General features: G+C 74.9%; 10 protein-coding genes. 5 read left to right on the forward strand and 5 right to left on the reverse strand.

All coding sequences use genetic code 11. The features are described 5' to 3' along the window. Positions 1-9: 9 nt before the first annotated feature. Positions 10-3,204, reverse strand: coding sequence for a BTAD domain-containing putative transcriptional regulator (locus tag ACZ6TV_RS50430; RefSeq protein WP_465308003.1), 3,195 nt, complete (start codon positions 3,202-3,204; stop codon positions 10-12). Between the two features lie 119 nt (positions 3,205-3,323). Between ACZ6TV_RS50430 and ACZ6TV_RS50435 the strand changes: the two genes are divergently transcribed. The 3 genes from ACZ6TV_RS50435 (at position 3,324) to ACZ6TV_RS50445 (ending at position 5,862) form a co-directional block, all read left to right on the forward strand. Beyond that, the gene (locus tag ACZ6TV_RS50435; RefSeq protein ID WP_465308005.1) at positions 3,324-4,124 is read left to right on the forward strand and encodes a DinB family protein; all 801 of its coding nucleotides are present in this window, start codon (positions 3,324-3,326) and stop codon (positions 4,122-4,124) included. Positions 4,125-4,186: 62 nt separating this feature from the next. Then, entirely contained in the window at positions 4,187-4,942 is a 756-nt protein-coding gene (locus ACZ6TV_RS50440; protein ID WP_465308007.1) for a DUF2071 domain-containing protein, read from the forward strand. Continuing rightward, positions 4,882-5,862 carry a TIGR01777 family oxidoreductase gene (locus ACZ6TV_RS50445; protein WP_465308009.1) on the forward strand — a complete coding sequence of 327 codons (981 nt, stop codon included), beginning with the start codon at positions 4,882-4,884 and terminating at the stop codon, positions 5,860-5,862. Before ACZ6TV_RS50440 ends, ACZ6TV_RS50445 begins: the two co-directional genes overlap by 61 nt. Here the strand turns inward: ACZ6TV_RS50445 and pflA are convergent. After that, the gene (gene pflA, locus ACZ6TV_RS50450; protein ID WP_465308011.1) at positions 5,849-6,643 is read right to left on the reverse strand and encodes a pyruvate formate-lyase-activating protein; all 795 of its coding nucleotides are present in this window, start codon (positions 6,641-6,643) and stop codon (positions 5,849-5,851) included. The genes ACZ6TV_RS50445 and pflA overlap by 14 nt on opposite strands. Continuing rightward, a complete protein-coding gene (gene pflB, locus ACZ6TV_RS50455) occupies positions 6,640-8,916 on the reverse strand; it encodes a formate C-acetyltransferase (protein WP_465308013.1) in 2,277 nt (758 codons plus the stop codon). The genes pflA and pflB overlap by 4 nt, the downstream gene beginning before the upstream one ends. Positions 8,917-9,083: 167 nt before the next feature. On the opposite strand from pflB, the gene ACZ6TV_RS50460 reads away from it, so the two are divergent. After that, entirely contained in the window at positions 9,084-9,689 is a 606-nt protein-coding gene (locus tag ACZ6TV_RS50460; protein WP_465308015.1) for a CBS domain-containing protein, read from the forward strand. Positions 9,690-9,697: 8 nt separating this feature from the next. Here the strand turns inward: ACZ6TV_RS50460 and ACZ6TV_RS50465 are convergent, their stop codons facing one another. Further along, entirely contained in the window at positions 9,698-10,393 is a 696-nt protein-coding gene (locus tag ACZ6TV_RS50465) for a CBS domain-containing protein (RefSeq protein WP_465308017.1), read from the reverse strand. Between the two features lie 259 nt (positions 10,394-10,652). Here ACZ6TV_RS50465 and ACZ6TV_RS50470 point away from each other — a divergent pair, with 259 nt between their 5' ends. Further along, a complete protein-coding gene (locus ACZ6TV_RS50470; protein ID WP_465308019.1) occupies positions 10,653-11,504 on the forward strand; it encodes a universal stress protein in 852 nt (283 codons plus the stop codon). A gap of 31 nt (positions 11,505-11,535) precedes the next feature. Here the strand turns inward: ACZ6TV_RS50470 and ACZ6TV_RS50475 are convergent. Beyond that, the coding region (locus tag ACZ6TV_RS50475; protein WP_465308021.1) for a phosphoketolase family protein at positions 11,536-12,399 on the reverse strand (864 nt) is incomplete at its 5' end.

Genomic DNA, 12,399 nt, shown 5'->3' on the forward strand with positions numbered 1-12,399 from the left:
GGCGGGCGTTCAGTCGTTCGTCGTCGCCAGCTGGGCACGGAGCTCGGCGGCCTCGGGAACGCCGAGGTCGTCGTAGAGGGCGAGGGCCCGGGCGAAGTGCTCACGGGCCAGGTCCGGCGCGTGCGACGCGCGGTGGGCGTGGCCGAGCCCGGCGTGCGCCCGGGCCTGCTGGTCGCGGATCCCGGACCGCACCGCGGTGTCGAGCGCGGCGGCGTGCTCCGCGAGCGCGTCCACCGGCCGGCCGTCGCGGGTCGCCGCCTCGCCGAGACCGTTGCGGGCCCATGCCTCGCCGTGCCGGTCGCCGGCCTCCAGGAACAGCGCGAGGCTGCGGGCGTGATGCCCGGCCGCCCGCCGCGGCTCGCCCCGCAGCGTCTCGATGATGCCGAGGTCGGTCAGGGCGGTCGCCTCACCGGCCCGGTCGCCGGCGCGCCGGTGCACCGCGATCGCCTCTCGGTAGTGCCCGGCGGCGGCGTCGTGCTCGCCGAGGTGGAAGCGGACCATGCCGAGGTTGATCAGGGTGCCGCCGACACCGGCGTCGTCGTCCTCGCCGCGGAACACCGCCAGCGCCGCGCGGTAGTGTCCGGCGGCCCGCGCGTGCCGGTGCAGCACCTGGTCGACGCCGCCGAGCCCGTACAGGGCCCGGCCCAGCCCGAGCGGGTCACCGGACTCCTCGAACGCCGCCCGGGCCCGCCGGAAGTGCCCGGCCGCCGCCTTGAGCTGCCCCAGCTGGTGCTGCGCCATGCCCAGTCCGAGGTCGGCGTGGCCGGCGCCCCGGGTGTCGCCGAGGGAGACGGCCGCGTCCCGGGCGGCCCGGTGCACGGCGAGCGCCTCGGCCGCCGACCCGCCGGCCAGGTACCGGAACAGGGTGCGGGCCAGGAGCACGGCGTGGCCCGGCAGGCCGTGGCGGGCCGCGGACCGCACGACCGCCGTCAGCCCGGCGAGCTCCGCCTCCAGCCACGCCCGGGCGGCGTCGCGGTCCGGCAGGGGCGGGGTCGTCGCCGTCGGCGGCACGACCGGGCGGTGCCGCCGGGCCGCCGGGAACAGCACGTCCATCGCCGCCGCGGCGGCCGCCGCGCAGTGGTCGAACAGCCGCGTCCGCGCCGCCCGGACCGCGTCACCCTCTGGCTGGGGCAGCGGTCCCGGCTCCCCGTCCGGCCGGGGCAGCGCTCCCGGGTCGCCGTCGGCCTGGCCCAGCGCGTACGCGCGGAGCAGGTCGTGCATCGCGAACCGGCCGCCGGGCGTGGCGTCCAGCATGCGGCCGCGCACCAGCGGTGCCAGCAGCCGCCGGGCCTCCGGCACGGTGACGTCCGCGAGGGCCGCCGCCGCGTAGGCGTCGACGTCCGCGCCCGGATGCAGCGCGAGCAGCACGAACAGCCGCGCCGCGGCGGGCGGCAGGTGCCGCAGCGACCAGGAGAACGCGGCCGCGACCGAGGCCCTCGGGTCGCCGCCGGCGTCCAGCAGCGCCAGCCGCGACCGCTGGTCGCCGAGCTCCGCCGCCAGCTCCGCCATGCTCGCGCCGGGCCGGGACACCACCAGCTCGGCCGCGACCCGCAGCGCCAGCGGCAGCCGCGCGCACAGCTCCGCCATGGCGACCGCGGCCGCCGGCTCCGCCTCGGCCCGGTCCCCGATCAGCCGCCGCAGCAGGGCGCCCGCCTCGACCACCGACAGCAGCCCCACGTCGACCCGCCGGGCGCCGTGCACCGCCACCAGCCCGGCGAGCCGGTCCCGGCTGGTCACCAGGACCGTGCACGACGCGGTCCCCGGCAGCAGCGGCCGGACCTGCTCGACCGTGGCGGCGTTGTCCAGCAGGATCAGCATCCGCCGGTCGGCGACCTGGGTGCGGAAGCGGGCGGCCCGCTCGTCGACGTCGTCGGGCAGGTCTGCGCCGGACCCGCCGACGGCGCGCAGCAGCTGCCGCAGCGCGTCCGCGGCGCTCACCGGCTCGTCCGGGTCGTAGCCGCGCAGGTTCAGGTACACCTGCCCGTCGGGGTAGCGGACCCGTACGCGATGCGCCCAGCGGAGGGCGAGCGCGGTCTTGCCGACCCCGGCGGTGCCGGAGATCGCCGCGATGACGACCGCGGTCGGCTGCGCCTGGCCGGCCTCGACGATCCGGTCGAGCTCGGCGAGCTCCGCCGTCCTCCCGGCGAACCCGGCCACGTCCGGGGGCAGCTGCGCCGGCACGACCGCGACCGGCCGCACCGCGACGGGCTCCTGCCGCAGCACCCGCCGGTGGGCGTCGAGGAGGTCGGGGCCGGGCTCGACGCCGAGGTCGTCGACGAGCCGCCGCCGGATCCCCTGGTACACCGTGAGCGCCGCCGCCCGCAGGTCGCTCGCGGCGAGCGCGGCGATGAGCCTCGCGTGCAGCGGCTCGTGCAACGGGTCGGCGGTGGCGAGCTCCCACAGCACCGGCAGGCACCGCCCGGCCTGCCCGGCGGCGAGGGCCGCACCGGCGAAGCGCAGCGCCACCGCGACCCGCTCGTTCGCCACGGCCGTGACGAGCGGATGGTGCCGCAGCTCGGGCACGTCGGCGAGCGGGCCGCCCCGCCACATCGCCAGGGCCGCCTCCAGCAGGTCCAGCGCGCCGGCGGGCGGCGCCGTCCCGGCCAGCTCCACCCGCTGCCGGAAGCCGGCGAGGTCGAGCCGGTCGGGCCCGAGGTCGAGCCGGTACCCGCCCGGCGTCCGGCCGATCACACCGGACCGGGCGGCACCTGCCTGGTCGAGCGCCGCCCGCAGCCGCGACACGTAGGTGTGCACGGCGTGCGCCGCGGACACCGGCGGCTCGGTGTCCCACAGCAGGTCCACCAGCTCGGACACGGCGACGGCGGTGCCGGCCGACAGCGCCAGCCGCCCCAGCAGCACCCGCTGGCGCGCCGAGCCGACCGCGACGGGCCGCGCTCCACGATGGACGGTCACCGGTCCCAGGACGGACACCCGGGCCGGCCCGTCCGCGCCGGCGGGCGGCGCCGGCTCCTGCGGGCCCACGGCCGTCCGCAGCGCCGCGGCCGGCCCGCCGGTCACGCCCAGCCCGGCGATCAGCGCCTCCACGGTCTGCGGCTGCGGCCGCCGGGTCCGTCCCTGCTCCAGGTCCCGGACCGCCCCGACGCTCATCCCGACCCGGTCCGCCAGCTGCCGCTGGCTGAGCCCCGCCGCCTGCCGCGCGGCACGCACCAGCTCGCCGATCCCGCCGGCATCCCCGTCGGCCATGCCACGCCCCCGTCCGCGTCGATGCGCCGACCCTAGTGGAGCCTCCGCCGGGTGGCGGCGACGGCGATGTCCGCAGCCGACCGGCCGGTCCGGCGCGGTGCGGTCTGGGAGACTGAGCCATGCCGACGTTCAACGGAGACGACGACCTGCGCGATGCCGCGTTCACCGGGGTGGACCTGCGGGGGGCGCGCTTCACCAGGGCGAAGCTGGCGGGTGCGCGGTTCAGCGACGCGGACCTGTCCGGCGCCCGGATCACCGACGCGGACTTCTCCGGTGTGGTGGTGCGGGGCTCGGAGCTGCACGGTGTGGAGCTCGACTCGCCGTGGCTGTTCGAGCGGGAGAACGTGCTGCTGGTCAACGGCGTCGACGTGCTGCCGTTCGTCGAGGCCGAGCTCAACCGCCGCTTCCCCGGCCGCGCCGACCGGCAGGCCACGGACCCGGACGGGCTGCGGGCGGCCTGGGCGGCCGTGGAGGCGACGTGGGCGGCGACGCTGGCCCGGGTCGAGGCGATGCCCGGCGGCACGGTCGAGCGGTCGGTGGACGGCGAGTGGTCGTTCGCGCAGACGCTGCGCCACCTCGTCTGCGCCACGGACCTGTGGCTCGGCCGGGCGGTCCTGGAGCTCGACGAGCCCATGCATCCGATCGGCCTGCTGTATTCGGGCGCCGAGCGGGAGGGGCACGCCGTGCCGCCCGTCACGCCCTCCTTCGCGGAGGTCCTGGAGGTCCGGGCGGGGCGGGTCGCGATGGTCCGCGAGTTCCTCGCCACCGTCACGCCCGAGGTGCTCGCCGAGCCGCGCCGCAGCCCGCACGCGTCCGAGCAGGAGCGCGCGCAGACGGTCCGGTCCTGCCTGCACGTGATCCTCGACGAGGAGTGGGAGCACCACCGGTACGCAGTCTGGGACCTCGACAAGGCGTCTTGAGCGATCGCTCAAATCGTGGCAGACTCCAGACTTGAGCGATCGCTCAAGACCCTGGAGGCGTCATGCTGCAAGCACCTCCCCTGGCCGGCGTCGTCGAGCGGCGGCTGCTGGTCAACTACCGCACCGACCCCGGCACCACCGCCCGGCTGCTGCCGGCGCAGCTGCGCCCCCGGCTGGTCAACGGCTGGGCGGTGGCGGGCATCTGCCTGATCCGCCTCGGGCGCCTGCGGCCCCGGCACGTGTCGGCGGTCGTGGGGCTGCGCAGCGAGAACGCCGCGCACCGCATCGCCGTCGAATGGGACACCGGCGCCGGGACCCGCCACGGGGTCTACATCCCCCGCCGGGACACGGACTCCCTCGCCAACGCGGCGCTCGGCGGGCGGCTCTTCCCCGGCGAGCACCACCGCGCCCGGTTCGACGCCCAGGAGACGGCGTCGGACCTGCGGGTGGCGTTCGCCAGCACCGACGCGACGGCCCACGCGGACGTGCGGGTCAGGGCGACCGAGGGCTGGACGGGCGGCGAGCTGTTCGCGGACCTCGGCGAGGCGTCCGAGTTCTTCCGCCGGGACACCGACGGCTACTCCGCCACCGGCGACGCGCGCCGCCTGCAGGGGCTGCGGCTGGGGACCGACGCGTGGCGGGTCGAGGCGGTCGAGGTGGTCGAGGCGGCGTCGAGCTTCTTCGACGACCGGGCCCGCTTCCCGGCCGGCACCGCGACGCTGGACTGCGCGCTGCTCATGCGGGACGTGCCGGTCGTGTGGGACCCGCTGCCCTCGATGCGGGTGGCGGCTCAGGCGGCGACGCGAGCGGCGGCGTGAAGGTCGTCGTCGCGGGCGGGTCCGGCGGGCTCGGGCGGGCCATCTCGCGGGACCTGACCGGCCGTGGGCACGAGGTCGTCGTGCTGAGCAGGTCGCCGGCCGCGCCCGGCTCCGGGCGGTGGGTGCGCTGGGACGGCCGGACCGTGGGCGACTGGGCCGGGGAGCTCGCCGGCGCCGCGCTCGTCAACCTGTGCGGCGCCCTGGTCGACCGGCCGCCGACCCCGGCCAACATCGCGCTGCTGACCGGGTCCCGCGTCGACCCGACCCGGGCGCTCGCCCGCGCCGCCGCCGAGGCGGAGGTGCCGGTGTGGGTACAGATGAGCACCCTCGCCATCTACGGCGACGCGGGCGACGCGGTCCTCGACGAGACCGCGCCCGTGGCCGCCGGGCCGCCGCAGATGGCCGGGGTCGCGACCGCCTGGGAGGACGCGGCGGCGGACGCGCCCGCGGGCCGCCGGGTCGTGCTGCGCACGGGGATCGTCCTGGAGTCCGGCACGCCGGCGATGCGGCGCCTGACGGGCCTCGTCCGCTGGGGGCTGGGCGGCCGGGTCGGCGACGGGCGGCAATGGGTCAGCTGGCTGCACGTCGCCGACCTGCTCGCGATCGTGCGCCACTGCCTCGACGACGCCGCGCTGCGCGGTGTCGTCCACGCGACGGCGCCGCGGCCGGTGCGCAACGCCGAACTGATGGCCACGCTCCGCCGGGCACTGCACCGCCCGCCCGCGCCGCCGACGCCCGCACCGCTGGTCAGGCTCGGCGCCCGCGTGCTGCGCACCGACCCGGCCCTGGCGCTCACCGGTCGCCGCTGCGTCCCGGCCCGGCTGCTCCGGTCAGGGTTCGAGTTCGCCTACCCCGAGCTCGGCGGCGCGGTGGCCGACCTGCTCGCCACGCGCCCGGGGCGGTTCGTCAGCACACGGTGAGCCCGGCGGCGGTGAAGGTGCCGCGGACCCGGGTCAGGAGCGCGCCGTCCGGTGGCGGGGTGTCGCGGAGCGCGAACGGGACACCGAGCCTGTCGTACTTGGCGGCGCCGAGCCGGTGGAACGGCAGGACGTCGACGCGTTCCACGTTGCCGAGCCCCGCGGCGAACCCGGCGACGCCTTCGACGTCGGCCGGGTCATCGGTGAGCCCGGGGACGAGCACGTATCTGAGCCAGACCGGGGTGCCGCGGCCGGCGAGGCGGCGCGCGAAGTCCAGGGTCGGCCCGATGGACGCACCGGTGAGGCGGCGGTAGCGGGCCGGGTCCCACGACTTGACGTCCAGCAGCACGAGGTCGGTGACGGCGAGCAGGTCGTCGCCGGCCCGCCCGCCGAGCGCGCCGGAGGTGTCCAGGGCGGTGTGCAGGCCGAGTTCCTTCGCCCCGGCGAACAGCGCCCGGGTGAACGCCGGCTGCAGCAGCGGTTCGCCGCCGCTGACGGTCATGCCGCCGCCGGTGGCCTTGACGAACGCCACGAACCGTCCGACCTGTTCCGTGACGGTGCCGGCGGTGGTCGCGGTGCCGTCGCGCATGTGCCAGGTGTCGGGGTTCTGGCAGTACAGGCAGCGCAGCGGGCACCCGGCGAGGAACGCCACGAAGCGGGTGCCGGGACCGTCCACGCCGGTGGAGACGTCCCACGAGTGCAGCCGGCCCGGGACCGGACGCCACCGACCGGGGGGAAGGGCGGTGGCGTCCGGCCGGGTCTGCGAGGAAGGTACGGGCGTCATGCCGAACCGTGGAAGGTGCGGTTGACGACGTCGCGCTGCTGCTCGCGGGTCAGCCTGACGAAGTTGACGGCGTACCCGGAGACCCTGACCGTCAGCTGCGGGTACCGCTCGGGGTGCTCCATCGCGTCCAGCAGGGTGGCCCGGTCGAGCACATTGACGTTGAGGTGGAACCCGCCGGCGGCGGTGTAGGCGTCGAGGATGCGGGCCAGGTTGACGACCCGTTCGGCGTCGGCGCGGCCGAGACCGTCGGGGGTGACCGTGCTGGTGAGCGAGATCCCGTCGCGGGCGGACGCGTAGGGCAGCTTCGCCACCGACAGCGCCGAGGCGACCATGCCGTGCGTGTCGCGGCCGTTCATCGGGTTGGCGCCGGGCGCGAACGGCTCACCGGCCCGGCGGCCGTCGGGCATGTTGCCGGTGTGCTTGCCGTACACGACGTTCGAGGTGATGGTCAGCACCGACTGGGTGTGGATCGCGCCGCGATAGCTCGGGTTCGACCGGACCTTGTCCATGAAGGTCTCCACCAGCCAGACCGCGATGCTGTCCGCGCGGTCGTCGCCGTTGCCGTAAGCCGGGTATTCCCCGTCGACGACGTAGTCGACGACCAGGCCGGTCTCGTCGCGGATCGGTTCGACATGGGCGTAGCGGATCGCGGCGAGGCTGTCGGCGGCGACGGAGAGCCCGGCGATGCCGCAGGCCAGGAAGCGGCGCACCGGATAGTCGTGCAGCGCCATCTCGATCCGCTCGTAGGCGTACTTGTCGTGCATGCAGTGGATGATGTTGAGCGCGTCGACGTAGGTGCGGGCGAGCCAGTCCAGGGTCCGGTCGAACGCGGCGAGGACGTCGTCGTAGCGCAGGACGTCCCCGGTGACCGGCCGGCTCGCGGGCGCCACCTGGACGCCGCTCATCTCGTCGCGGCCGCCGTTGATCGCGTACAGCAGCGCCTTGGCGACGTTGACCCGCGCGCCGAAGAACTGCATGTCCTTGCCGACGCGCATCGCCGACACGCAGCAGGCGATGGCGGTGTCGTCGTCGCTGTACCGGCGCAGCAGGTCGTCGTTCTCGTACTGGATGGCGCTGGTGTCCATCGACACCTTCGCGCAGAACCGTTTGAACGGCTCGGGCAGCGCCGGCGACCACAGGACGGTCAGGTTCGGCTCGGGTGCCGGGCCCAGGTTGTACAGCGTCCGCAGGTAGCGCAGCGACGTCCTGGTGACGAGGGTCCGCCCGTCGGCGGACATCCCGCCGATCGACTCGGTGACCCACGTCGGGTCGCCCGAGAACAGCTGGTCGTATTCGGGGGTCCGCAGGAAGCGGATGATGCGCAGCTTCATGACGAAGTCGTCGACCAGCTCCTGCGCGCCCGACTCGGTCAGCGTCCCTTCGGCGAGGTCCCGTTCGAGGTACACGTCGAGGAACGTCGAGGTGCGGCCGAGCGACATCGCCGCGCCGTTCTGCTCCTTGGTGGCGGCGAGGTACGCGAAGTACAGCCACTGCACGGCCTCCCGCGCGGTGCGGGCGGGGCCGGCGATGTCGTGGCCGTAGCCGGCGGCCATGGTCTTGAGCTCCTCCAGGGCGCGCAGCTGCTCGGCGAGCTCCTCCCGGTCGCGGATGACGTCGGCGGTCGCGGCGTGCTCGTCCAGGGACGCCTTGTCGCGCCGCTTCCCGGCGATGAGGACGTCGACGCCGTACAGCGGGACCCGGCGGTAGTCGCCGATGATGCGTCCCCGCCCGTACGCGTCGGGGAGTCCCGTGATGATGCCCGCCCTGCGCGCGGCGAGGATCTGCGGCGTGTACGCGTCGAACACGGCGGCGTTGTGCGTCTTGCGGTACCGGGTGAAGATCTCCTTGACGAGCGGGTCGAGCTCGTAGCCGTACGCCTTCAGGCCGTTCTCCACCATCCGCAGCCCGCCGAACGGCATGATCGCCCGGCGCAGCGGGGCGTCGGTCTGCAGGCCGACGATCAGCTCGTGGTCACGGTCGATGTACCCGGGCGCGTGGGCCGTGATCGACGCCGGGGTGTGGACGTCGGCGTCGTAGATGCCGCGCTCGCGTTCCCGCGGGAACATGGCGGTCAGCAGCCCCCAGACGTGGGTGGTCCGCGGTGTCGGGCCGGTCAGGAATCCCTCGTCGCCGTCGTACGGGCGGACGTTGGCTCGTACGAACCCCGCCACGTCGACCCGGTCCCGCCACGAGCCGCCACGGAAACCGCGCCAGGCGTCGGATCCTGCGGTGGTCTCAGCGGTGGTGTCGGGGGCGGCGCTGATGGTGGTCATCGGATCCTCCATGAAGACGGTTCCCGCTGCGGTTCAAGCCTCGCCGGGCGCGGCCGGCGGCGGCAGGGCCGGAAGTCCCGCCGCCCCGGGACCCGGCCGCAAGGTGACCTCCGGCCCGTGTACCCGGCGTGGCGGCGGGCATCGTTGGCTGGTGAGGGGGTGGACCGATGAACGACCCACGTGTCCGAGACGTGATGAGCCCGTCGGTGGTCGTCGTCACCGCGAACTGCACCTACCGGCACGTCGCGGACGTCATCACCGAGTTCGGCGTCAGTGGCGTCCCGGTCGTCGGCGACGACAACCGGGTGATCGGGGTGATCTCCGAGGCGGACCTGCTGCCGTGGCTGCACCCGGTCCGCGGCGCCGAACCCGCCCGCACCGCCGGTGCGCTGATGTCCACGCCGCCGATCACCGTGACCGCCGGGACGCCGGTGAGCACCGCCGCCGACCTCATGCAACGGCACCGGGTGAAGCGGCTGCCCGTGCTCGACGACGACACCTGCACCCTGGTCGGGATCGTGACCCGGCGGGACCTCCTGCGCGGCGCGCTGCGCTCCGACGAGGCGATCGAACGGGAGCTCACGGACGAGCTGCTCGTCCGCGGGTTGCGCGTCGAGGACGACGGGGTCACCGCCAGCGTGCGCGACGGCGTGGTGACCCTGTCCGGCACCGCGGCGCGACGCGATGACGTCTGGACGGCGGCCAGGATCGCCGGCGCGCTCGACGGCGTGGTCTCGGTGGTCGACCGCGTCAGCGCGCCCGCCGCCCGGTAGGACGACGATCAGAACATGACCGGTGCCCGGTAGACCTTCGGCTGGTCGCCCGTGTCGTCCACGTCGAACGACAGGTGGCTGACGACGTCCACGACGCCGTCGATCCGCTCGACCTGGCGGACGAGCGCCGGGACGAGCGACGCGCGCCCGACCTGGCCCAGCAGGGTGACGACACCGTCGTCGACCTCGACGCGCAGCTGCGACCGGTCGACTCCGACCAGGTCGTCGACCGCTTCGGCGAGGATCTCGCCGCGGATCTCGGCGTCGGTGCGCAGGAACACCTTCAGCAGGTCCCGCCGGGTCACCATGCCGATGAGTCGGCCGAGGCCGTCGACGACCGGGAGGCGTTTGAGCTCTCCGGTCTCCATGATCCGGGCGGCCGCGACCACGGACGTGGTGCTCATGACGGTGACGGCGGGGGCGGTCATCAGCTCGCCCGCGGCGGTCGCGTGCGCCTTGCCGCGAGCCTGGCGGGTGTGCCGGTGCTCGAACAGTCGCAGATGGTCCTCGTCGCCGGCGAACTCGATCTTCGGGACGAGGTCGGCCGACGACACGACACCGACGACCCGGTCGTGCCCGTCGACCACCGGCACGGCGTTGATCTCATGCGCCTCGAGGAGGTCGACGATCTCCTTGAACGGCGTGTCCTCCTGCACCGATATGGCGCCGATCGTCATCACGTCGGCGACATTCCAGCGTCCCATGGCCTGCCTCCTGCTCACTGCGTCACTGCCTGCCGACCTGACCGTACGGCTCGCCGGGCAGCCGGCGGCAGGGCACAACGGCACCTCCGCGGGTGCCGTTCGACCGGCCCGCGCACCCGGGCCCTTCGCCCCTGTCCGTGGCCGGGAGCCCGTGCCTAGCGTCGAAAATGCCGCCGGACCCGTCGCCCGGGCGGAGGCGGGCAGGTCCGCGGTCACCGCGACCGGCTCCGGCAGCCGTCGCCCCGACAAGGAGGACATCATGAACACCCAACGCATCGTCGTCGGCTACGACGGATCCGACGAGGCGGGCAAGGCGGTGGACTGGGCCGCGGACGAGGCCGCACGCACGCGGGCGCAGCTGCAGATCGTGCACGGCTACCACGTCGCCTGGCCCGGCGTGTACTACGACGTCACCGCCGAGCTGGTCGAGGCGGCGGAGCGGGCCGGTGAGCAGCTCGTCGCCGACGCCGTCGCGCGCGTCCGCGACCGCCACGACGGCCTCGACGTCGTCGGTGTCGCGATCGAGGCGCCGGGCGCGGCCGGGCTGATCGACCTGAGCGAGACCGCCGCGCTGCTCGTCGTCGGCAACCGCGGCGCCGGCGGCGTCAGCAACCTGTTCCTGGGCTCGGTGAGCCAGCAGGTCGCGACGCACGCCCGCACCCCGGTCGTCGTCGTGCGCGGGCACCACGACGCGGTCACCGGACCGGTCGTCGTCGGGGTGGACGGCTCGGCCTCGGCGGAGGCGGCGCTGCGGCTCGCGTTCGAGGCGGCAGAGCGGCGGCACACCGAGGTCGTCGCGATCCGCGCGTACGAGCCGCCGTCGCCGGTGCTCGTCCCGCGGGACGCCGCCGCGCAGGTGGAGCGGGCCGCGCTCCGGTCGTCACTGGAGGGGTGGCGGGAGCGGTACCCCGGCGTCAAGGTGGAGGAGCTCGTCGCCGAGGGCAGGGCCGCGAAGGTGCTCATCGGCGTCTCGCACACCGCGCGGCTCGTCGTGGTCGGCAGCCGCGGGCACGGCGGGTTCACGGGGCTGCTGCTGGGCTCCGTCGGTCAGCAGCTGATGCACCACGCGGAATGCCCGGTGCTGATCGTCCACACCCCCGCGGCCGGATGAGGCGCCCCCGCGGGCGCCTCCGTCGCCGTGCTCACCCCCGCTCGGCCCAGTCGCCGAGGGTCCAGTCGCGGACCTCGGGCATGTCCTCGAGGTGCTCCACGACGTACACCTCGTGCTCGGCGAGCTTCTGTTCGCACCAGGCCTTGAGCTCGGCGGCGCCGCGCGGCAGCCGTTTGGCGTTGTTGATGGCGTCCATGACGAGGTGGTAGCGCGACGCGCGGTTGCGGACCGTCATGTCGAACGGGGTCGTGGTCGTCCCCTCCTCGATGAAGCCGCGGACCCGGAACCGGTCGGCGTCCGGGCGGCCGTGCACGAGCTGGTGGATCGCGCCCGGGTAGCCGTGGAAGGCGAAGACGACGTCGACGGTGTCGGTGAACAGCTCCGTGAAGCGGGTCGGGCTCATCCCGTGCGGGTGGTCCTTCGGCCGGGGCAGCGTCATCAGGTCCACGACGTTGACGACCCGCACCCTGAGCTTCGGCAGCCACTCGCGAAGGATGTCCGCCGCGGCGACGGTCTCCATGGTGACCACGTCCCCGGCGCAGGCCAGCACGATGTCGGGGTCGGTCGTCCCGTCGTCGGTTCCCGCCCAGTCCCAGATGCCCGCGCCCACCGCGCAGTGCTCGACCGCCTCGTCCATGCTCAGCCACTGCAGCTGCGGCTGCTTGTCGATGACGATGAGGTTGATGTACGAGCGGGACCGCAGGCAGTGATCGGCGACGGAGAGCAGGGTGTTGGCGTCCGGCGGCAGGTACACCCGGGCGACGTCACCGCGCTGGGTGAGCACGACCTGGATGAGCCCCGGCCCCTGGTGGGAGAAGCCGTTGTGGTCGTTGCGCCAGGCGGTGGAGGTGAGCAGGACGTTGAGGCTGGGCACCTTCGCCCGCCAGTCCAGCCG

Source organism: Dactylosporangium sp. NPDC051087, from assembly GCF_055586325.1.

What these genes read in the sequence shown, in the direction of transcription:
- ACZ6TV_RS50430 (WP_465308003.1), bottom strand. Translation starts at nt 3,204, where the DNA reads ATGGCCGACGGGGATGCCGGCGGGATCGGCGAGCTGGTGCGTGCCGCG.
- ACZ6TV_RS50435 (WP_465308005.1), top strand. Translation starts at nt 3,324, where the DNA reads ATGCCGACGTTCAACGGAGACGACGACCTGCGCGATGCCGCGTTCACC.
- ACZ6TV_RS50440 (WP_465308007.1), top strand. Translation starts at nt 4,187, where the DNA reads ATGCTGCAAGCACCTCCCCTGGCCGGCGTCGTCGAGCGGCGGCTGCTG.
- pflA (WP_465308011.1), bottom strand. Translation starts at nt 6,643, where the DNA reads ATGACGCCCGTACCTTCCTCGCAGACCCGGCCGGACGCCACCGCCCTT.
- pflB (WP_465308013.1), bottom strand. Translation starts at nt 8,916, where the DNA reads ATGACCACCATCAGCGCCGCCCCCGACACCACCGCTGAGACCACCGCA.
- ACZ6TV_RS50460 (WP_465308015.1), top strand. Translation starts at nt 9,084, where the DNA reads ATGAACGACCCACGTGTCCGAGACGTGATGAGCCCGTCGGTGGTCGTC.
- ACZ6TV_RS50465 (WP_465308017.1), bottom strand. Translation starts at nt 10,393, where the DNA reads ATGGGACGCTGGAATGTCGCCGACGTGATGACGATCGGCGCCATATCG.
- ACZ6TV_RS50470 (WP_465308019.1), top strand. Translation starts at nt 10,653, where the DNA reads ATGAACACCCAACGCATCGTCGTCGGCTACGACGGATCCGACGAGGCG.